This is a genomic window from Enterococcus sp. 4G2_DIV0659 (assembly GCF_002140715.2).
Taxonomy (GTDB): Bacteria; Bacillota; Bacilli; order Lactobacillales; family Enterococcaceae; genus Enterococcus_L; species Enterococcus_L mansonii.
Map to the genome: position 1 here is coordinate 1,459,752 of NZ_NGLE02000001.1, position 21,717 is coordinate 1,481,468.

The 21,717-nt window shown below is 36.7% G+C and carries 18 protein-coding genes; all 18 read right to left on the reverse strand.

Annotated features, from left to right (window positions below; all coding sequences use genetic code 11):
• Positions 1-206: 206 nt before the first annotated feature.
• A complete protein-coding gene (locus A5880_RS06740) occupies positions 207-1,880 on the reverse strand; it encodes a peptide ABC transporter substrate-binding protein (protein ID WP_086330979.1) in 1,674 nt (557 codons plus the stop codon).
• 267 nt (positions 1,881-2,147) lie between these two features.
• Positions 2,148-2,585, reverse strand: coding sequence for a peptide-methionine (R)-S-oxide reductase MsrB (gene msrB / locus A5880_RS06745; RefSeq protein WP_086330978.1), 438 nt, complete (start codon positions 2,583-2,585; stop codon positions 2,148-2,150).
• Between the two features lie 100 nt (positions 2,586-2,685).
• Positions 2,686-3,180: an acyl-CoA thioesterase gene (locus A5880_RS06750; protein WP_086331429.1), complete on the reverse strand. Its 495-nt coding sequence runs from the start codon at positions 3,178-3,180 to the stop codon at positions 2,686-2,688.
• 30 nt (positions 3,181-3,210) lie between these two features.
• The gene (locus A5880_RS06755) at positions 3,211-3,765 is read right to left on the reverse strand and encodes a Maf family protein (RefSeq protein ID WP_086330977.1); all 555 of its coding nucleotides are present in this window, start codon (positions 3,763-3,765) and stop codon (positions 3,211-3,213) included.
• A 29-nt stretch (positions 3,766-3,794) separates the two neighbouring features.
• Entirely contained in the window at positions 3,795-5,867 is a 2,073-nt protein-coding gene (mutL, locus tag A5880_RS06760) for a DNA mismatch repair endonuclease MutL (RefSeq protein WP_086330976.1), read from the reverse strand.
• Between the two features lie 37 nt (positions 5,868-5,904).
• Positions 5,905-8,472, reverse strand: a complete 2,568-nt coding sequence (mutS, locus tag A5880_RS06765) for a DNA mismatch repair protein MutS (RefSeq protein ID WP_086330975.1) — start codon at positions 8,470-8,472, stop codon at positions 5,905-5,907.
• 2 nt (positions 8,473-8,474) lie between these two features.
• Positions 8,475-8,843 (reverse strand): YlbF/YmcA family competence regulator, encoded by a 369-nt coding sequence (locus A5880_RS06770; RefSeq protein ID WP_086330974.1) that lies wholly within the window; start codon positions 8,841-8,843, stop codon positions 8,475-8,477.
• Positions 8,844-9,052: 209 nt separating this feature from the next.
• Positions 9,053-10,108 (reverse strand): WxLIP family cell surface protein, encoded by a 1,056-nt coding sequence (locus tag A5880_RS06775; RefSeq protein WP_086330973.1) that lies wholly within the window; start codon positions 10,106-10,108, stop codon positions 9,053-9,055.
• Between the two features lie 101 nt (positions 10,109-10,209).
• Positions 10,210-10,791 carry a WxL domain-containing protein gene (locus A5880_RS06780; RefSeq protein WP_086330972.1) on the reverse strand — a complete coding sequence of 194 codons (582 nt, stop codon included), beginning with the start codon at positions 10,789-10,791 and terminating at the stop codon, positions 10,210-10,212.
• Positions 10,792-11,067, reverse strand: coding sequence for an LPXTG cell wall anchor domain-containing protein (locus tag A5880_RS06785; protein ID WP_086330971.1), 276 nt, complete (start codon positions 11,065-11,067; stop codon positions 10,792-10,794).
• A gap of 13 nt (positions 11,068-11,080) precedes the next feature.
• On the reverse strand, positions 11,081-13,486 hold the full coding sequence (locus A5880_RS06790; RefSeq protein ID WP_086330970.1) for a MucBP domain-containing protein: 2,406 nt from the start codon (positions 13,484-13,486) through the stop codon (positions 11,081-11,083).
• Positions 13,487-13,784: 298 nt separating this feature from the next.
• Positions 13,785-15,284, reverse strand: a complete 1,500-nt coding sequence (locus A5880_RS06795; protein WP_086330969.1) for a helix-turn-helix domain-containing protein — start codon at positions 15,282-15,284, stop codon at positions 13,785-13,787.
• 192 nt (positions 15,285-15,476) lie between these two features.
• Complete coding sequence (locus A5880_RS06800) at positions 15,477-16,274, reverse strand: TIGR00282 family metallophosphoesterase (protein ID WP_086330968.1); 798 nt, start codon at positions 16,272-16,274, stop codon at positions 15,477-15,479.
• 148 nt (positions 16,275-16,422) lie between these two features.
• The gene (locus A5880_RS06805; protein ID WP_086330967.1) at positions 16,423-17,022 is read right to left on the reverse strand and encodes a response regulator transcription factor; all 600 of its coding nucleotides are present in this window, start codon (positions 17,020-17,022) and stop codon (positions 16,423-16,425) included.
• Complete coding sequence (locus A5880_RS06810; RefSeq protein WP_086330966.1) at positions 17,015-18,133, reverse strand: sensor histidine kinase; 1,119 nt, start codon at positions 18,131-18,133, stop codon at positions 17,015-17,017. The genes A5880_RS06805 and A5880_RS06810 overlap by 8 nt, the downstream gene beginning before the upstream one ends.
• Before the next feature lie 9 nt (positions 18,134-18,142).
• Positions 18,143-18,895: an ABC transporter permease gene (locus A5880_RS06815; RefSeq protein ID WP_086330965.1), complete on the reverse strand. Its 753-nt coding sequence runs from the start codon at positions 18,893-18,895 to the stop codon at positions 18,143-18,145.
• Positions 18,892-19,776, reverse strand: coding sequence for an ABC transporter ATP-binding protein (locus tag A5880_RS06820; protein ID WP_086330964.1), 885 nt, complete (start codon positions 19,774-19,776; stop codon positions 18,892-18,894). The genes A5880_RS06815 and A5880_RS06820 overlap by 4 nt, the downstream gene beginning before the upstream one ends.
• A gap of 162 nt (positions 19,777-19,938) precedes the next feature.
• Positions 19,939-21,591 carry a peptide ABC transporter substrate-binding protein gene (locus A5880_RS06825; protein WP_086330963.1) on the reverse strand — a complete coding sequence of 551 codons (1,653 nt, stop codon included), beginning with the start codon at positions 21,589-21,591 and terminating at the stop codon, positions 19,939-19,941.
• Positions 21,592-21,717 lie beyond the last annotated feature (126 nt).

Sequence of the window (21,717 nt, forward strand, 5' to 3'; positions counted from 1 at the left end):
TCACTGTTTTCTGCATTTTTACACGCACATACGTTTCTATTTTAGCACAAATCGGTCAAAATCAGTAGTTTGAAAAAAACTCTTTGTTAAATAAAAAAGGAACTCCAAGATATAAGTTAGAATTCATAAAAGTCGGAAGAACAATTTTATGAATTTCTGCTTATTTCTTGGAGCTAGCTATTTTTGTTTCATCTTCGATTTATTTATTATTCAGAAATATACGTCCATTTATAGTCATATCGAGCGCCAGCTCCGTGAGCTACAACGCCTTTGACTTTTTTACTGCGCATGTGTGCTTCTGCTTTTTGATACACAGGTGCTACGCCCATATCGTCCATCAATAATTTTTCGGCTTCCACCATATCATTCCAACGTTTTTCTGGATCAGAAGCATCTTTACTACCAGAAGCTTTGACTAACTCATCGTATTTTTCATTTGAGTAACGACCTCTGTTATAAGAACCACCTGTCAAGAATAAATCAGTGAAACTGCTCGGATCTGCATAATCTGCACCCCAACCGCCCATGATTGTTTCAAAGTCGCCATTTTTCCCGCGATCTAAGCGAACAGTGAACGGTACATTGGTAACAGTCACATCAACACCATCCAAGTTTTCTTTTACAGCGCCTTGGATATACTCTAAAATCTTTTTCGTAGAATCAGTATCGTCACCTACGATATCGAATTTAAAGGTTGTGATTCCAAGTTCTTTTTTAGCTTTTTCCCAGTATTTTTTGGCTTTTTCTTTATCGTATTTCAATTGATTTTTATTTTCTTCTGAAAAATCTTTATTGTCTTTTGGAGAATACGACATGCCTTCTGGAATTAATCCAGTAGAAGCAACGGATCCATCTCCTAAGATACGATCAACGACTGCATCACGGTCAATCGAATACGAGATAGCTTTTCTTAAATTCGCATTCTTAAACGGTGATTTTTCTTCTCTTTGGTTAAACTCAAGATAAGATGTACGCGCATCTTTTTCGATGACTAATTCTGGATCGTCTGCCATTTGTTTCGCTAATTCTCCACTTAAAATTACATCATCTGCTTGTCCATCTTGGAATAGATTTAGTGATGTTGGTGCTTCTTTGACTACTTTTACTTCGATTTTATCTAATTTAACGGTCTCTTTATCCCAATATTGATCATTTTTTGTGTATGACCATTCAGTATCTGTTCCAGCACCGTCAAAGTCTGTTAGTGTAAATGGACCATTGTAAACAGATGACTCGCTATTTGAGGCATAGTCTTTGCCTTTTTCCTCAACAATTTTTTTGTTTTGAGGGAAGAATGATGGAAATGCTAATAGATAATCAAAGTATGGTGTTTCACGCTCTAAAGTGACTTCTAATTCATAATCACTGATGGCTTTGATTCCTAATTCATCTAAGCTTTTTTTCCCAGCAGAAACATCTGCTCCATTTTTTACCAACTCAAACATATAGGCATATTCAGCCGCTGTTTTGGGATCTGCGGTACGTTGCCAGCCATAGACATAATCTGCTGCTACAACAGGATCGCCATTCGACCATTTTGCATCCTTTCTTAGCTTAAAGGTATACGTCAAGCCATCATCGCTTTTCTTCGCCATTTCTGCTGCACCTGCTGCATGTGGCTTACTTTTTTCATCTAAGCGATACAGACCTTCATAGATATTATTAAAGGCTGAAAAGCTGATTGTATTCGTTCCTAGAGATAAATCAGCAGTAGGCATTTCTTGTTGTACGACCACTTTAAAAAGCTGTTCCCCACTCGCTTTTTTCCCGTCGGTACTACTATCTGTATCAGCAGCTTTCCCTTTGCCTCCACAAGCTGCTAACACTAAAGTAGACAGCATCATTACACTTATTAGTTTCGTCACTTTTCTTTTTTTCATCTTATTCTCCTCAATAAACAATTATTTTCTTTCTGAATTTTAATTTTCTGAATATTTTTATATTACTAGAAATAAACACAAATAGCAACTATTTTTATATCATAAAAAATAACAGTAGTTCTCGAAAAAAAAGGCATACAAAAAGAAGTGTTAAAGAGACACGCCAATGACGTCTCCCTTTAACACTTACAACGTGAATAGAATAAGGGATTACAGCTACTTTTTTTTAATACCAAGTTGGCTATTTCCGAATGAATCTATTCTGAATTATTTAAATAACGATGTATATTCCCCATACCCTTCTTTTTCAAGGTCTTCTACTGGAACAAAACGCAAGGCAGCTGCATTAATACAATATCTTAATCCCCCTTGGGCTTTTGGACCATCAGTGAAAACATGCCCTAAATGAGAGTCCGCATCCTTACTCCGCACCTCAACACGATGCATCCCTAAAGAAAAGTCTGCTTTTTCTTTGACACCTTGTTTTTCGATTGGTTTGGTAAAAGCTGGCCAACCGCAACCGGCATCGTATTTGTCTGTTGAACTAAAAAGAGGTTCCCCACTAACAATATCTACATAGATGCCTTCTTGGTAAAAATCGTCATATTTACCAGAAAATGGACGCTCAGTTGCATTTTCTTGGGTAACAGCATATTCGATATCCGATAATTTTTCTTTTAACTCTTCTTTTGATGGTTTTTCCATGACAAATCACATCCTTGCATTTTTTAGTTAGTCTTATCATAGCATCATTGAGAAAAAAACACTCATTTTCTGTTTAGAAAATGAATGTTTTCTTGTACTATTACTGCCAAGGAATATCTAAATCAACATTTTTGGCAAGATCAATACTTTCTTGTCGTTTCGCTTGTCTAATTTGCTTTCTTGCTTCATATCCTTGACAGATAAATTGCTCTTCTTTTGTTTCTGGTTGGATCTTCTCAGGTAACTGCGCTCCTTTAGGTACGACAAAAGTCATGAAACAGGTCCCAGCTAAATAACGTTCTCCTGTAAATAAATCTTCCCCAATCACTTTAGCAAATATCTCCATTGAACGACTCCCAACACCTGTGACGTAAGCATCAATACACACGGAATGATCTGCCTTTAAAGGAGCTAGAAAATCTAAATGATCTACAGAAGCGGTAACGATTGCTGCTCTAGACACTCTAACTGCCGAAAGCCCAGCCGTTTCATCCAACCAAGCCATCAATTGACCACCAAATAAGGTTTTATGAAAATTTAAATGAGGATAAGTAATCATATGCGTTTGAATCGCTCTTGTTTGAGAACATTTCATTGGTTTGTTTCCTTCTTTCATTATTGGTTACTACTCAAAAGCTGGCAACATACGATACAGAGTCGCTATCGGCAATCCCATAATTGAATAGTAATCTCCTTGAATCGTTTTTACTAACAAAGCACCTTGTCCTTGAATACCGTAAGCCCCAGCTTTATCTTGGTATTCATTTGTGTCTAAATAGCGATTAATTTCTTCATCCGTTAGGTCATAAAACTCGACTGTCGCTGGAACTGTGGCAGAAGATTCTTGGTCACCTTTCATCAAGACAACGCTTGTATAGACTTTATGTGTGCGTCCGCTTAATTGACGCAACATGCGAAACCCGTCTTCTCTAGACATTGGTTTTCCTAAAATCTCATGATCAATCGTTACGATTGTATCGCAGCCAATGACTAAATCATTGGGATAATTTTTTGCTACATGCGTCGCTTTTTGAGCCGCCATTGTTAGGACATAGTCCATTGGGGTGAAATAACTCTTCACCTCTTCGTTGATATCAGCCGGAACAACCTCAAAGTCAGAAATGACTCTGCTCAATAACTCATGTCTACGTGGCGATTGCGAAGCTAGGATAACTGTCATTTGTATAAAACCTTCTTCCTCGTACCTTTTTAATGGGGATCTTGGATTCGTTTAAACATTTTTTCCATATCTGAATTTGTAAAATGAATTAATACAGGCCGACCATGTGGACAGTTAAATGGATTCTCACAGGTCTCCAGATCCTTCAATAATACTCGAGCTTGTTGTTCATTCAAGTAATGGTTGGCTTTGATTGACCGTTTACAGCTCATCATGATGGCTGTTGCTTCACGGAATTTTTTCACACTGACTGACCCTGTTGTTAAAAACATATCGATCATTTCGCGAATAATATTTTCTTCTTCACCAGCTGGGTACCACGTAGGATGGGCCCGAATAATAAAACTGTTTTGACCAAAGTCTTCCAAGTGGATACCAACTTGCGCCAGTGTTTCTTTTTGTTCTTTGATTTTTAATGCATCACTATTGGGATAATCGATGACAATAGGAACCAGTAATTCTTGGAGATCATCGCTTACTTCTCCGATTTTCTCTCTAAAATATTCATACTTAATCCGTTCTTGTGCTGCATGTTGATCAATGATATACAGTCCATCTTTACTTTGAGCAAACAGGTATGTACCATGCATCTGACCAAAATAGTCCAACTCAGGAAACCGTTCTTTGGGTCGCTCATCCGATACTTTAGTCAATGCTTGATTTAGCTCTCGTTGTGCATTCTTCTCTGAAAAATCAAACTCTGGATGATGACTCAGCTCTGCTTCGTAGCGTTGCTCGTCTACTGCGGCAATATTACTATTTTGTTCAGCTTCTTCTGTTGTTTGTTCTGTTGATTCACTCTGATCAGCTATTGGTTCTTCAACCGGCGAACTAAATGCATAGGCCATTAAAGCTTCTTTATCTAATAGCGGTTCTACTTCTGGCACTTCTTTTTCTGGTTGTTGTTCTCTAGGTATTTGCGGGATAAAGTCGGCGGTTGTTTCTTTGACAAAGAAATTACCACTGACTGAGTCATACCCTAGACTCCCTGGCTTACGAATAGGTTTTGCTGATTCTTCTTGTTCGGTTAAAGGAATTTCCATTTGTTCGACTTTGGGTTGCGACTCGACTTTCTTTTTAAAACGAAGATTGTCTGCTGCATTAGGAATCAATTGTTCCTGACTTAAAACTTCGCGAATCGCTTCACTGATCAATACCATCAATTCTTTTTCTTTACTTAAACGAACCTCTTGTTTTGTTGGATGAACATTGACATCTACTAACAACGGATCCATGTCGATTTCTAAAACAGCAAGAGGGAAACGTCCCACCATCAGCTTAGAACCATACCCATCAACAATCGCTTTATTTAAGGCAAAATTTTTGATGTAACGACCGTTGATGATCGTAGATAAATAATTACGGCTGGCTCTTGTCACTTCTGGCAACGAAACATATCCTGTTAATTTAAAGTCTAAGTCTTCAGCTTCGATTTTCAACATTTTTTTAGCCGTTCCAATGCCGTAAATACCTGCAATGGTTTGTTTCAAATCACCGTTACCAGAGGTTGTCATCATTTTATTACCATCATGAACCAAGCGAAACGCAATCGTCGGGTGACTTAATGCCAAACGATTGACAATATCCCCAACGTTCGCTAGTTCTGTTTGGATCGTTTTAACATATTTTAAACGAGCAGGCGTATTAAAAAATAGATTAGAAACGGTGATTTTCGTTCCTTTTCTGAGCGCTGCGGGACGATGTTCTTCGATTGTCCCGCCTTTCATTTGAACATAACTGCCTTCTTCTTCCTCAGAAACAGCAGTTTCAACGATGATTTCTGAGACAGATGCGATACTGGGTAACGCTTCTCCGCGAAAGCCTAAGCTACGTATACGAAACAAATCATCTCTTGTGTGAATTTTGCTTGTTGCGTGACGTTTAAAGGCGCTAAGGATATCTTCTTTGGCAATGCCTTCACCATTATCAATCACTTGAATCGTTTTTAAACCGGCTTCTTCAATAAAAATGTCGATTTGCGTACTTCCAGCATCGATCGCATTTTCCACAAGTTCTTTGACAACTGACGCAGGACGTTCTACCACTTCACCAGCAGCGATCTGATTGGCAAGTTGTTCTGATAATTCTTGTATTTTTCCCATCTAAACGATCCTTTCCTTGCTCAGTTTTCTTTATAACTTAGATTCTTTTTTGTAATTCATGCAGTTTATTTAAGGCATCCATTGGTGTCATTTCCAATAAATTTATCTTCTTCAAGGTATCAATCACACCTAACTCATCAGTCGATACTTCTTTAAATAAGGATAATTGCTCTGTATCTTCCTTAATTTCGTCTGTATATTCCACCGTTTTAAGCGGTTGGTCTTCTGACTCTAAGGCAGAAAGGATTGTTGCTGCACGTTCTAACAATGCACTTGGTAAGCCTGCGATTTTCGCAACATGGATACCGTAACTTTTATCTGCTGGCCCATCCATCATTTTATGCAAGAAAACGACCTCGCCATTTTTTTCGACAGCACCGACGTGGATATTTTTTAAACCAGTCAATGTTTCATCTAACACGGTTAACTCATGGTAATGAGTAGAGAACAAGGTCTTTGCTTTAACCTCTCGATGAATATATTCAATAATCGCTTGTGCTAAGGCCATTCCATCATAGGTTGCCGTTCCCCGACCTAATTCGTCGAATAAAATCAAACTATTCGGTGTGGCATGACGCAAAGCTTGGTTTGCTTCCATCATCTCCACCATAAAGGTACTTTGCCCGGCAATCAAATCATCCGAGGCACCGATTCTCGTGAAAATCTGGTCGAATATCGGCAATTCAGCCGACTCCGCTGGAACAAAACAGCCGATTTGCGCCATTACCACTGTAAGGGCTAATTGACGCATGTACGTGCTTTTACCTGACATATTCGGTCCTGTAATCAATAAAATGATATTTTCTTTGCTCATGTGAACACTGTTTGGAATATATTCTTGATGCCCTAAGACTTTCTCCACCACAGGATGACGTCCTTCAACGATATGCAGTTCTTTACTGTTACTTTTCAGTACTGGACGAACGTATTGGTATCGTTCACTCACCGTAGCAAATGCTTGCAAGACATCGACTGCACTAATTGTTTTCGCTAACTTTTGAAGACGTTCGATATTGGCTTTGACTTGTTCACGAACCTCTAAGAATAGTTGATATTCTAAGTCAACGGATTTTTCCTCAGCTTCTAAAATCAATGTTTCCATCTCTTTCAGTTCTGGAGTGATGAAACGTTCTGCATTCGCTAGGGTCTGCTTGCGTTCATATTTGCCTTCTGCTAGATTAGCTAAATTAGATTTAGTTACTTCAATATAGTAGCCAAATACGCGATTAAAACCGACTTTCAGTGTTTTGATGCCTGTTTCTTGGCGTTCTTTTGCTTCTAGCTCAGCCAACCATTGCTTACCATGGCGCATAGCATCACGGTATTCATCCAATTTTTCATTATAATTGTCTTTAATGATGTTCCCTTCGGTGATTGCAAGTGGTGCCTCTTCATTGATTGCTTGGTTGATCAATTCAACGATATCTTCTGCTGGGTTTAAATCTAGTAACAGGTCGTTCCACTCGCCTTGATTGATTCCCATGATTAACTCACGAATCAGAGGAACTTGTTCTAGCGATGTTTTCAGTTGAATCAAGTCACGTCCATTTACATTCCCAAATGCAACTCGACCTGCTAACCGTTCTAAATCATATACTTTCGTCAATGTTGATTGTAGATCAACGCGTTCAAAATAAGCATTTAATAATGATTGAACCATGTCTTGTCGTGTTTGAATTTGTTTTTCTTGAATAAGAGGACGATCTAACCATTGTTTTAATAAACGGCCGCCCATTGCAGTTTTGGTCTCATCCAGCAACCATAATAAGGTTCCTTTTTTCAAACCAGTTCGAATGGATTGGGTCAATTCTAGGTTGAATTTGGAATAATGATCCATTTTCAAGAAATGGTCTGGTTGATATTCCACAGCTTTTTGAATATGGGCGAGGCTTCGTTTTTGTGTAGTCGTTAAATAGGTCAATAATTTTCCAGTAACGTCCACTTCTAATGGCTGTGTCAATTCACTGGTTAAAAAACTAAACTCCGCATTTTCTTCCGCTTGGTCTTGCTCAGAAAAAATAATATTCAAACGATCTTTTAATGTTTGCTGCAGTGACTCAGAGATAGAACTCCCTAATACGATTTCTTTGGTTTGAAGAGCAGATGCTTCATTGATTACGCCATCTTCATCATGTAAAACCGCCGTTTTCAATTCTCCTGTACTCAAGTCCACATAAGCTAAACCAAACGTACCATTTTCTTCCACGATAGCAGTTAAATAGTTGTTATCTTTTGCATCTAAGCCTTTACTAGTCATTACGGTTCCAGGAGTAATCAGTTGGACAACTTCTCGTTTCACCATGCCTTTAGTCGTTTTAGGATCTTCCACTTGTTCGCAAATCGCCACTTTATAGCCTTTTTCGATTAATGTATCAATGTAGCCTTGTGCTGCATGATGTGGAATCCCGCACATTGGAATTGGATCATCAGCATTTCGATTGCGACTAGTCAATGTCAGCTCCAACAATTGCGAGGCGTTGACTGCGTCTTCGTAGAACATTTCATAGAAATCTCCTAATCTATAAAATAAAAATGCATCCTGATATTGGTCTTTGATTGCTAAATATTGTTCCATCATAGGTGTGTTTTTGGTTTTTTGTGGCATTATTACCCTTCCTTCTCTAATTCTTCATTAATTCTGTATTGGATCATGTCGGTGACGTGTTGTAAAAGGTCATTGGCTTCTATCAATTGCTCCCTGTATGCTACAACTAAAGGATGTTCATCAAATTCTTTCGTCAGTTCATCCGCGCGCTGGATAGCAGCTTTTTCAGCTTCTGGTTTATCATAATGAGCAAATTGAACAGCATCTTTTTGAGCAGCTTTGATTTGTTCGACTAGCTCGGTGAGTTTCTCATTATTTTGAACTTTTTTTTCTAATTCTTTGTAGCGCTTGATCAAATCATCTTCACCGATTAAGGCTAATAATTTCGTTAATTCTTCGTTGATTCTTTTATCTGTAATGGATGGCTCCATAATTTCACACCTTTATTCTGGGTAAGATTTTGTTGTAAGACAAGTCTACTTATTTTAACATAAATCGAGTAGATTCAACAGTTTGTGGGAAAGAAAACAGGCGGTTTTAATTTTTTTTATTGTTTATTAACTGATTCGTTTATTCAGCAGCAATTAAAAAGCGAAGCTTCCCTATGTTCAGGTTGCTTCGCTTTTTCTCATGTCGCTAATCAATTATTTTTCTTTAACTCTTCTACTTGTTCTTCCAGTGCTTTGATTTTTTGTTGTCTTTTTCTGTATACAATCACTAAAATAATCAAAAGCAATAGGATCAGTAATAGGATTATATAAAGCCAGTAGTTATTCTTCTCTTTGTGAATATAGGCTTTATCGTTTAGTTTTTTTGCCTCTTCACCTTTGATTTCAAATTCTTTTTCAAAATCCCAAGTTTTTCCTTTTGATTCTGCATGGATGGTCAATAGATATTTTCCTGGTTTAAATTCTGTTTCTTGTAGACTAATCGGGTAATTAAATAGTGAATTTGGCGCCATTTGCTGCTCATTTTTTTTGGTTTCGTAGAGAATTTTGTCCTTATTTTTCTGTTTGATTGTTGCGTGTAGATTCAATCGATTCAAATACGCTGATTCTGGGTTAGCTAAGTTTGCAAATACTACATTTCTATTATTAACTTGTCCTAAGCTAACTGTTGATAATTCTAAATCTGGATCAACAGGTTTATTTCCGTGAAGAACTAATGCAATCACATAGCCAAATTGATTGTTAATTGCTACATCTGCTGTGGATTTTTCCGTTTTTTCATTCTCTTCACTGGTAAAAATTATCCCGCCAGATAAAACCCCTGAAAAATCTTTTTCGGGCATCTTTATCTCATACACCACCTCTTTTGATTCGTGAGGAGCTAATGTGATTTCAGGTGTGTTGGTTTTTACTAATTTACTCATATCATAGGGTAAGTTGATGGATTTATTTTGCTCACTTTTGATATATTCAATAACCCCATTTGTATTGGTAGTAGCTGTTTTCACTTGGGTATTTACGATCCGCTCTTGATCAGACTGATTCGTTACTCGAACGTTTACAGTGTGGCTTTCTTTTGGTTCGAGTCGTAAATCAAAGTATGTTTTTGTCGTATCAACTTGTTTTGTTGAAGGAATTGCTTTTACTTCGTAACCAGCATCTTGCGCCCAAACATTCTGTGTTCCTACCTGACAACCAAATACAAAGCCGATCAGCGGCAACAAAAGTTTAAGTGTTCGTTTTAACATGTATATTCCTCCATTTTTTTCTTTTCTATGTACGTTTATAACACAAAGTTGAGACAAAAGCATGTATCTGCTTTCGTCTCAACTGTTCTTGTAAAATGATGTTAATTATTTTCTGGTTGGTCAACCAATGTCCATGTTAATGTTGTTTCGTATTGTTTTGCTACTTTGACGGTTTCTCCTGGTACTTCTAAAATAGCCGCATCCTTACCAAAGCTTTCAATTGTCACACCATTCCCAAGTCCAGCGGTAGCTTCTAAAATTGTTGCACTTGAACCATTTGTGTTTAACACTACATCTGTTTTAGCAGTAGCTGAACCGGTTGATTTATCTGATACAGTCGGTGTTTTCAACGTAATTTGAGCGTTTGTTAATTCTTTTTCTCCTGCTTTAAGTTGTCCGCCTTCAGCAACTTGAACAGTCCAACCAGCTTCTGTTCCGCGAATATCTTGAACGGTTGTAGCTGTCTCTGCTTTATTTTTATATACTTCATCTTTCGCTGAAATAGGATTAGAGCCAAAATCAAAGTCAGCAACATTTAATAACGTTAATGCTCCTTCTGTTGGTGCAGTAAATCCGATATCACTTGTTGATTTTTGATTGACCTCTTCTGCATTTACTACGATACTTCCGCTAAAAATCATTGATACTAATGTAAGTCCTACTAAAATTTTGTTTGCTTTCATTTAAATTCTCTCCTCATTCTTGAAATTTCTATATGATATCATTCCTGCTATAACGAACAGAATGGATATTCCACTTATCAGTAATTCTTTGTTTCGTCCTGTTTCACCAGTTTTTGGTAATCCTTTGCTTGGGCGCTGCTCTTTTTTATCCACTTCATAAAATCCCACTGTTGCTTTGGCTTTTTCTTCTGCATGGCTTTCTTTCATTTCCGTTAGATATAAAAAGTAACAACACAACAAGAATACTTGAACCCATTTCATTTTTTTATTTTTCATCGTCGAGTACCTTTCAGTCGTTGGAGACAACATCATACAATTCCCAACGAATCTCTCCAGAGTATTGATCAGCAAGTGCCTCTCCTGATTTCACACTTACCTTTAATCCATCATCAGATGTTGACCATTGTTGGCTTACGTTGTAGTCATCATGAGTTGTGGTGGTTGCTGATTGAATAATCGTTGAGGAACCTGTCTGTAACACAATGGGTGTGCCTTCTTTCATATAAAACAATGCTTCTGGTAGTACGTGCTGTGTCTTATTTCCCGTTAACGGCTTATTCAACGTTGCTCTCAATTGCCAATTTGACCCTAACATTCTTGTATCCTTTACGACAATATCTTTGTCTTTGGATTCAACGTTATATTCTTCGTCCTTTGCAGATAACGCATGTGTACCAAAACTAATTTGTGTAGGTACATCGGAAAACGTTAGATGCCCTTGATAATGATATGTTACGGTTTGTTCTTCATTTGAAAAAATACCCGTTTCATTTTCAGGAAGGGCTATCAATGTGTACCCAGGAACATCTTTTGCTTTCGCTTGATAGGGCATATTGATTTTTCCTTCCAACATTTCTGTCGGCGCTATCTCTTGGCCATCTTCATTTAAATAGTTTACGATAACAGATTTCGCTTGAATAAAATCGACGGTTAGTAAAGCTTCATTACTCGCTTTATTTTCATCATTTTCAGTAACAATAGCAGTATTAGGAATCCTTAGTTGGTTCTCTTTTGAACCTGTAAGTTCTTCTTGACTCACATTTAAACTGCCAATCAGATCAACTGTGTATGTTTGCCCATAAAAAGATTCATCTGCTAAACTTTCTGCTTTGGCTTCAATCGTCAATTCATTTTCGCCACTTTCATTGACGGTAAAACGATTTGAAGCATCTGCGCCTGACTCATTTTTGATACGCACATCTTCTGCAGCAATCGCTAATGAGTTTGCTAACTGATCAGTAATTTTCAATGTTTGAATTGGAAATCGTTGTGAATAAGCGGGAACTTTTTGAGAAATACTATACAATTGTCTTTTTTCAGATCCATTATAGCTAAAATGTTCACCAACTTTAACGGGGGCTTCAAGTTCTTCTCCGCCAATAATATCCCCTAGACCTGGAAAATCATCATAATCAAACATTACTGTACTTTCTTCTACACTAATCGGCATATTCGTATAAATATCTTGCCCTGAAACGATACTTCCTAATACACGACCTTGAGTATCATCTAACCTTACAGAAGCTCTTGGCGCCATAACTGTTCCGATAAATAATGACGCATTACTTCTAAATTGAATTTCTTGATCTTCGTCATTAAAGTTATGAACCAAATGTGATGCAATTTTATATGTTTTATCCTTTAATTCATCTGATATTGTGTGACTATCGGATTTGATTAATGGTATGGCGTTTTTGGCATACTTCCCTTCAAAAAAAATCCCCTCGTTCCCTTCGAATTTGTATTCTTCATTTCCAGGCAAACTAGGATAAGCTGTCGCATGAAAAAATGTACTACCACTGAAATTAAAAGAAGGAAAATGTTTATAATTAATGAACAAATACGGCGGCAACATCGTATCCGGATCATAGTTGGTATAATTGATTGAGATGTCTTGCGCGTTTTTAAAATGATCAATGCGACCATCTATATCAACAATCGCAACTGCTTGATTCGTCACGCCCTTTTTCAAAGCTACATTGATTTGAATGGATGATTGTCCACCCCAATCATTAGGGTTTACAACTTTCTTCTCTGTATTTACTTCTGCAGATTGAACGGCGGAATTATATATCACGGCTTGATCTGTATCAATCAATCCTGCGTAGTAGTCACTAACAGACCGTATATTATCCGTCACTTGTGAAAAATTTGAAATTCCATTATCTACAAATGTTGGGAACGTGGTAAGCGAATCGTTGTAGAGTCTTTTATTGAAATTTTCCTGCAATCCTGGATAATATTGTAACGCTGTCTTTAGTTGTTGGTCGGTTGGCGGATTACTTATATAGTAATGTAGTGTCTCGCCATTAATGTATTTAAAACTTGTCGCGTTTGCATACCACTGAATGATGTCGTTACCAGTAATTGTCTCAGAAACAACAGCTGGATCAATTTGATCTAAGTCCCACTGACGCAAGGAATTTTGATAATTTTGAAATCCGCCTTTTGATAATCCTGACGAACCATTCGATGTGACATTTTTTGCAAGAAACTGACCTACAAGTTGTTTTTCCTGCAACTGATCGGTATTAAAATAAAGTGTTCCTCCCGCGGTTAAATTCGTTTTTGTTGAAACACCTAGCGGATATCCAGTAGGAGGAGAAACCGTGTCCGCAAAAGCAGTATCTGTTGAACCAATAGTATGTAAAAGACAGAAAAACAAAACGAATAAACTAAACATATATTTTTTCATCGCTTCTCCTATCCGCTTATTTCATATGTGACCTGTTGATATAAGCAACTTTTTTATCACACTGAAATAATACAATTTTTTTCAGAAAAAAATTATATATTTCTGAAACAATCTGTTTCAAAAGTTAAAAAACAACAGTTCTTTATCTCGAAAACTTACTATTTATAAGCAAAATAAGGCTGAAACAAAACATGCATTTGTTTTGCTTCAGCCTTTCAAAAAAAGATTTTTTTTATAAAAAACAGTTAAAATCGTTTTTTTAATATCTAGAATTCTGCTTTTTTTACTTTTTATAGAGCTAAAAAATCGTTTTATAAAAAATTTGATTGATGACATCAATCATCTTCCCCCATTGCTCCGGGTTCAATTGTTCATCAAAATAAAAGTGTTTCGTATGTGGATCTACTGCTTCATACGAATCTGAAATAACCAAATCTGCCGATAATACATCATTGGTGAAAATAATTCGGTCTGGATTATAAACATCTAGAATAACTTTCTTGATCCCGTCTGCCAAAATCAGATTGTTATTAAAAATTACACAAATTGACATATTACCTGCTTTTTTGCTTAAATAAATGCCGGAATAAATGGTCAGCGTGAGAATGGATTTTACACCTTTTAAAGATTTCTTATTTATCTTTGTATAGAATTCCTGTTTTTGAATGATTTCTGCGATGTCTTGGAAGATCGCTACATTTGCTTCATCGTAGTCAATCATGGAGTGAAAGGAGAGTCCATTTTTATAATAACCAGAAATATCTATATTAATGTGCTTAATATAAATCAACAAGATGAGCAAATAAAAATAAAAGTTTATATATCCATCCGCTGTATAGTCTAGCTTAAATTTTTCCTGAACTTCTTTCATCAATTTCGTTGTATATTCCGCGATTTGTAATGATGACTTCTGATAATTTTGAACAATTTTTCTCTTTGTTTCCTGCGAATCTAAATTATAGATCAAACCTCGTGTTGCATATAACAGCAATGCTCTTTCTCTGCGGTATAATTCGTTAGGAAGAAATTTTTTTAATAACGGTAACAACTCCAAGTCTTTAGTGTCAAAATAAGCAATATCAGCCATGAACTCATCAGAAATATCTATATAGTTTTTCTGCCAAAGTACTCGTTTAAATGTAATCAATTGTATAAAGCGCAATTTCGCTCGTTGAGACTCTGACAAGGAGGCTGTGTGATCAAAATATTCTTCCATCGCCTTAATATCCCACCATGTATCAGGATAATTTTTATTGCCATATTCTGTTGATTTAAAGACTGACCAATAAGAATAAAAAGAAAATAATCGAATCCCAATTTCATCCCCTGTAATAGGACTGGCTAGTTGATCAAATGAAATCTTGCCGCCAAAAGGAGTTAACATTTGTTTTAACATCCGTAATTGTTTATACACTGACGAACTACTCATATGCAAATCAAGAGCCATCGCTTCAATTGACGTATAATGATTCTTTAACAACTCATCTAGAATAAAAAAAATCCCGCTTTCTTCAACATAAAACAAGTGAAGATAATCAACCAAATAGCCCACACTATACGATTCATTCGTTTGAATTTGATAGGTTCCGGTCTGACTATCTTGGATTAAATGAACTTTCTCATCGAATGTTTCTTCTATCTCTTGTGATAAATCATGGATATATCTACTAAGTGTACTTTTAGTCAGATCGTGCTTGCGCATCAATTCATTAAAACTTAATCCATTCTTTGAGAAAACAACCGATTTAAATAACTCGAACTTCATGCGTTCTTTTTTCCCCATAAAAGAATTTCGCATAGACGCCTCCTTCTTTCTCTATTGCCTCGACTTCAACTGTTGGTCTTATTATAGACTATTTTACTTTTCTCTTGTTCCTAGAAGCTCAACGTATTTACAAAGAAAAAAGAAACCAAAAGCAAACAACTCCTTTTACGCCTTGGAGCAAGATGCTTTTGTTTCTTTTTTTATTTGTCTTAACATTTAAATGTTCTATTCTTCAAATGGACGATCGTCACTAATTTGGATAGGTTCGATTTTTTTTGCTTGCCCTGTTTGATCATCAATGTCAATGACACACGCCGACAATAGACTACGGCCTTCATCTACCACTTCAAATCGTCTAGGTAATGAGGTTAAAAACTTCTCAATAATAGGACCGCGCTTCATTCCTAAAATCCCATCATATGGTCCTGTCATGCCAACATCGCTTAAATAAGCTGTTCCTGCTGGTAAAATTCGAGCATCGTTGGTCTGTACATGGGTATGTGTGCCCACGACTGCACTGACTTTTCCATCTAAGTACCAGCCCATTGCTTGCTTTTCACTAGTGGTTTCTCCATGAAAGTCAACAAAAATAAGCGGCGTCCGCTTACGCGCTTCACGAATCAACTCGTCAACTTTGCGAAACGGATCATCGATATCTGCCATAAATACACGGGCTTGTATGTTGATTACTGCCAACTCAAGTTGATTGACTTTGACAAACACCATGCCTTGCCCTGGTGTTCCTTGTGGAAAATTCGCTGGTCGAATCATTTTTTTTGCATCATCGATAAATTCAAAGATATCTTTATTATCCCAGCTATGATTGCCTAACGTAACTACATCTACGCCGTCTTGGAGAAATTTTTTGTAAATTTTCCCAGTAATCCCGCGCCCTGCTGCCGCATTTTCTCCATTAACGATTGTTACTTGGGGACGGTATTTTTTTTTTAATTTCGGTACATATGTGCTGATAGTCTCTCTACCTAGCGAACCGACAACATCACCTATAAATAATATACGCAAAAAGCTTCCTCTTCTCTTTTAATTTCTGTTTTTATTATAGAGGTTTTTAGGGTGGAAGGGAAGGTTTCGTAACTAATCCTTCTTAACTATGTTTTAACGTATACTTTTTCCATAAGAAAAAAAACTTAAAAACAGTTACCGCAAGTTTTTATATCCAACCTTTTTCCTTAGCAATACTGACCGCTTCAATCCGATTTTTCGCGTCTAACTTATTTAAAATCTCTGACATATAGTTGCGCACGGTTCCGCTAGTCAAGAATAATTTCTCTGCAATCTCTTTAGACGACAGTCCTTCTCCAACAGCCAACAAGACTTCTTGTTCTCGCACCGTTAACGGATTTTCTTGTTGGGAAAATAAACCGGTCACCAGCTCTGGTGAATAAAACTTTTTCCCTTGCATAACCGCTCGAATATTTTCAATCAGCTCGTCTGTGGGCGTATCTTTTAAAAGATAGCCGGATACACCTGCTTTAACGGCACGTTCAAAATAGCCTTCTCTAGCAAACGTGGTTAAAATAATTACTTTTTGCGTCTTACCTTTCAATTCTTCTGCTAAATCTAAACCTGATTTTAATGGCATTTCAATATCTGTCAAACAAATATCCGGCTGATGTTTTTCGATTAATTCCAGTGCTTCCACGCCATTTTTCGCAATTCCTACAACGTCTAAATCATCTTCCAACCCTAAAATCGTCGCTAAAGCAGAAGACAATAATCCTTGGTCTTCTGCGATAATTAACTTAATCATTGATCGTCTCCTCTTTTTTATCCACAGGCACTGTGAATATAACCTTCGTTCCATTTTTCTGAGTAAATTCTAGTTGTCCACCAATGCTTTCGATCCGTTCCTTCAGTCCAGTTAACCCATTTCCGTGTACAGAACCACTCATTCCGTTGCCATCATCTTCGACCGTTAGAGTATAATGAGTTGGAGCTTTTTCTATGATAATCTTACAATGACTCGCTTTACTATGACGAATAACATTCGTGACGCATTCACGTAAACAATAACTCAATGTATTTTGGATATCCGTAGCAATTTCTCCCGTTAATTCTTCCCCTTCTGTAGATAAGATGATTTTGGCAGCTCGTAAACTTTTTTCAATCGTGATCATTTCTTCAACGATCAATACATGGCGCATACTTGATACAATTTCTCGCACCGTTTGTAAGGTCCCTCTTGAAGTTTCTGCCACTTCTGCTATTTCATTTTTAGCTTTCTCAGGATTTTTATCGAGTAATTTTCCAGCTAATTCTGCTTTGATCGTCATAATAGATAATGACTGCCCCAATGTATCATGCAAATCGCGTGCAATTCGATAACGTTCTTCTTGTTTGATTACATATTCCATCCGTTGGGTTGACTGATACATTTGCTTACGTAATTCTGCTTGTCTACGAATTGATCGACCAGCAAAAGGCGCCGCACAAATAAAAAATGCATACACAAAAATCGTGATTTTCAACTCTTGTGCCATATATTCCGGTAAGCGACTTAAACTAAACGGTACAGGTGTCAGCATGCATACTAATGCACTATAGTAATACTTAAAGACTTTCTTTTTCATCGGTATAAAACCAATCATCCAAGCCGGATAGATAAACAAATAAATATAACCAAAATACATGGCATAAAACAGCGATATTCCATACATCAGACCCATCCAAAGCGGCAACCATTTCCCATTAAACAAACAATTTCGATAGGTTATAACAAAAATTCCCAACAAGGCTAAAGCTAGCTGCTTATCAAAATTATCATACGGAAACATCGCAATAATCGGAATCAAAATAAAAATTAACCATATAAATGAAACAAATCCATCCTCTTTCGGATACAACCTAAACTTCCCAATCATAACTTTCCCCTAACGTTTTACTTCTTCTTTACGGCTATTCAGATATATTGATAATACCATAATTCCGACAAAATAAACGAAGATGATCAACATTCCTTTTCCATCTGGTAATTGCCCATCCGCTAATTGTTTAGCACCTTGCGCTGCATAAAACGATGGTAACCCTGCTGACATTTTTTGAACGAGCTCTGGAAACAGATCAATCGGCCACCATAAGCCACTTATAATCGCAAGAGGCATCAAGATCATATTGCTCAACACACTTGCTGTATTTGAATCTTTTGCAAGGCTTACAATCGTTGCTAACGCGACAATTGGCAAACAGCCATATAAAATCCATAAACCACAGAAAATCCATGTAAAAAATGGCATATGAACACCGTTAACGAAATACCCCACCAGAAAAATAACGATTAATAGCAAACTATTGATCAAAAATTGAGTTAAAATCTTACTAGCATAGTAAATGCTTTCGGGCATAGGTGACAAACGTAAAAACTGCTTCACCCCTTGTTTACGGTCTTCGATTAAGGTCATAGAAAAAGAAAACAATGAACTAATCATCACACTGTACGTTGCCATTTGAATCATACTGTCTTTATAAAATATGTCCATGTATTCTTCTGGAACACCCATATTAAATACTTTGGTAAATAAAAGGTAAAAGCCGACTGGCATTCCTAAAGAAAAAAAGATAAATGGTTTGCTTCTAAATAAAGAGCGGTTTAAATCCGTTTTCGTTTGTACAATTAATGCGTTCATTTGTTTTCCTCCTCAACTAATGTATTGAAGACCATCTCCAAGTTTCCTGGAACGATCAACAGATTGGCAAATTTAATCTTTTCTGCGAGTAAATCAAACAGTGTTTCATCACTATTGCCGGTATAAAGTGTCACACGGTCTACTTCTTTTTCAAGCGCTGTTACATATAATAATTCAGCTAGTTTTTCGTCTGGTGTGTTATCTAATAATTGAAAACTCAGCTTATTTTGCAACATTTCAGATTGAATACTCTTTAATGTTCCATCATGAACGATTTCCCCTTGTTTCATTAGTAGAATCCGACTAGCTACTTTTTCGATTTCTTCTAAATAATGAGTAGTTAGGATAATCGTTTTTCCTTGTTCTTTCAATGTATTAATTTTATCCCAGAAAATTTTTCGACTTTTCACATCCATACCTGTTGTAGGTTCATCTAAAAATAGTAGATCAGGATTTCCGATAATAGATAAGCCAAATGTCAATCGACGTTTTTGCCCACCTGATAATTTGGCTGTGTAGGTATGTTGATGTTCTTGCAGACCTGTTAACTCCAACAATTCTTCGAGTGACAGTGGGTTTGTGTAAAAACTACGAAATAAGGAAAACAACTCGTTGACTTTCACATTTTCTAGTGTCGTACTTTCCTGCAGCATAACACCCATTTTAGCTTTATTTTTTTTATTCGTTGGCTGTTGTCCAAAAAGAGTAATTTCGCCGCTTGTTGGTCTAATCAATCCTGTTAAACAGTTGATAAGTGTGGTTTTCCCAGCACCATTGGGACCAACTAAAGCTATGATTTCGCCTTTATTTATGGTCAATGAAACTTGTTTTAAAATCGTTTTTTTATTTATGGTTTTCGTTAGATTATTTATTCTGATCATTTTTTTCTCTCCTTTGCTTATGTATGTATCTTACCTAATATCAAGAAGTGATGTTAGAGGCGCTTGTCATTGATTTATATGACATTTGTCATAACTAAAATACAGTACAAAAAAAGGCTATTCCTGCAGTATTTTGCAGGAGTAGCCTTTTTAAATGTTTTCTTAATCTTCTATATATGTCCATTTAAAGTCATATTTCGCACCAGTTGAGTGGTACACAACATCTTTCACTTTTTCAGAACGAAGGTGTGCTTCAGCTTTTTGGTACAATGGAACCACGCCCATATCATCCATGATGATTTTTTCAGCATCTAACAAATCTTTCCAACGTGCTTCTGGATTATTAGCATTCGTTGTTGCCGCACTTTCAACTAATTTGTCATATTCAGGATTTGAATAGTGTCCTCTGTTATAGGAATTATCTGTTGTAAATAAATCTAAGAAACTACTTGGGTCAGCATAATCTGCTCCCCACGCGCTAACTGCGATTTGGAAATCTCCTTTATTAGAGCGATCTAAACGCACGGAGAATGGTACTGGACTAACAGACACTTTTAATCCCTCTAATGTATCAGATAATGAACCTTGAAGGTATTCTGCCATCTTCTTGGCATTGTCTGTATCATCGATCAATAAGTCTACTGATAATGTAGAAATCCCTAATTCTTCTTTGGCTTTTTTCCATGATTCTTTTGCTTTATCAGCATCATAGGTGATTTCGTTGCCTGTTTCTTTGGCAAAATCTTCATCTGTTTTAGGATTAGCAGCCAAACCTTCTGGAACCAATCCTGTTGGTACAGCTGATCCATTTGCTAAAATTTGTTCAACTAGTGCTTTTCTATCAATTGCGTATGATAATGCTTTACGTAAGTTCACGTTGCGATAAGGTGAATTTTCTTCTCGTTGATTTGGTTCAAGATAGAAAGTTGATGCACCTTTTAAGACAATATAATCTGGTTCATTTTTCATTTGTTGTGCTAATTCTCCAGATAGTGGCACTTCATCCGCTTGCCCATCTTGGAATAAGTTCAATGAAGTCGGTGCTTCTTTTACTACATCGATAGCGACTTTATCTAATTTTACAGTGTCTTTATCCCAGTATTTATCATTTTTTGTGTAAGACCAGCTTGTATCTGTTCCTGGTCCATCAAAATCTGTTAATGTAAATGGTCCGTTATAGACTGCTTTATCACTAGCTGTTGTGTAATCTTTACCATATTTTTCAGCTATATCTTGTCTTTGAGGTAAGAATGAAGGGAAAGCTAACAAGTAATCAAAGTAAGGAGTTGCTTTTTCTAGTGTGATTTCTAATTCATAATCACTGACTGCTTTGATACCAAGCTCTTCTTTTTTCATTTCACCTTTAGAAATCTTTTCAGCGTTTTTTACAGAATTAAACATGTATGCATATTCTGAACCAGTCGCAGGATCAACTGTTCTTTGCCAACCATAAACAAAGTCAGCAGCTGTTACTGGTTTATCGTCCGTCCATTTAGCATCTTCTCTTAATTTGATTTTGTACGTTAAACCATCTTCGCTGACTTCAGCCTTTTCAGCTGCACCAGCAGGTTGAGGTTTGCTATCTTTATCTAATCGGTAAATTCCTTCATATACATTATTCAATGCAACAAAACTTACTTCATCTGTTGCAAGTGAAGGATCAGCACTTGGCATTTCTTGTCTTTCAATGAAGCGGAAAACTTTTTCTCCGCTGCCAGATCCGCTGTCAGCTTTCTTCGTGTTTCCACCGCATGCAACTAGGGCAATGCTTGATACAGCAATCAATCCTAGTAAAGCACTTTTCTTTAATTTCATCTAAAAACCCCCCAATTTTATAAAAGCTATACAGAATATATCAAAGTTGTATGTTTATCGCAATTAAAACACTACGGTGGGTTAGTAAAAATATTCTGAATTTTTTCTAATGTAAGCTACTACAAA

Excerpts from the sequence above, each read along its gene's own strand:
- msrB (WP_086330978.1), bottom strand. The coding sequence starts at position 2,585 with ATGGAAAAACCATCAAAAGAAGAGTTAAAAGAAAAATTATCGGATATC.
- A5880_RS06810 (WP_086330966.1), bottom strand. The coding sequence starts at position 18,133 with ATGATTGGGAAGTTTAGGTTGTATCCGAAAGAGGATGGATTTGTTTCA.
- A5880_RS06775 (WP_086330973.1), bottom strand. The coding sequence starts at position 10,108 with ATGTTAAAACGAACACTTAAACTTTTGTTGCCGCTGATCGGCTTTGTA.
- A5880_RS06785 (WP_086330971.1), bottom strand. The coding sequence starts at position 11,067 with ATGAAAAATAAAAAAATGAAATGGGTTCAAGTATTCTTGTTGTGTTGT.
- A5880_RS06805 (WP_086330967.1), bottom strand. The coding sequence starts at position 17,022 with ATGATTAAGTTAATTATCGCAGAAGACCAAGGATTATTGTCTTCTGCT.
- A5880_RS06795 (WP_086330969.1), bottom strand. The coding sequence starts at position 15,284 with ATGCGAAATTCTTTTATGGGGAAAAAAGAACGCATGAAGTTCGAGTTA.
- A5880_RS06755 (WP_086330977.1), bottom strand. The coding sequence starts at position 3,765 with ATGACAGTTATCCTAGCTTCGCAATCGCCACGTAGACATGAGTTATTG.
- A5880_RS06790 (WP_086330970.1), bottom strand. The coding sequence starts at position 13,486 with ATGAAAAAATATATGTTTAGTTTATTCGTTTTGTTTTTCTGTCTTTTA.
- A5880_RS06815 (WP_086330965.1), bottom strand. The coding sequence starts at position 18,895 with ATGAACGCATTAATTGTACAAACGAAAACGGATTTAAACCGCTCTTTA.
- A5880_RS06780 (WP_086330972.1), bottom strand. The coding sequence starts at position 10,791 with ATGAAAGCAAACAAAATTTTAGTAGGACTTACATTAGTATCAATGATT.
- A5880_RS06750 (WP_086331429.1), bottom strand. The coding sequence starts at position 3,180 with ATGAAATGTTCTCAAACAAGAGCGATTCAAACGCATATGATTACTTAT.
- A5880_RS06820 (WP_086330964.1), bottom strand. The coding sequence starts at position 19,776 with ATGATCAGAATAAATAATCTAACGAAAACCATAAATAAAAAAACGATT.
- mutL (WP_086330976.1), bottom strand. The coding sequence starts at position 5,867 with ATGGGAAAAATACAAGAATTATCAGAACAACTTGCCAATCAGATCGCT.
- A5880_RS06770 (WP_086330974.1), bottom strand. The coding sequence starts at position 8,843 with ATGGAGCCATCCATTACAGATAAAAGAATCAACGAAGAATTAACGAAA.
- A5880_RS06740 (WP_086330979.1), bottom strand. The coding sequence starts at position 1,880 with ATGAAAAAAAGAAAAGTGACGAAACTAATAAGTGTAATGATGCTGTCT.
- A5880_RS06825 (WP_086330963.1), bottom strand. The coding sequence starts at position 21,591 with ATGAAATTAAAGAAAAGTGCTTTACTAGGATTGATTGCTGTATCAAGC.
- mutS (WP_086330975.1), bottom strand. The coding sequence starts at position 8,472 with ATGCCACAAAAAACCAAAAACACACCTATGATGGAACAATATTTAGCA.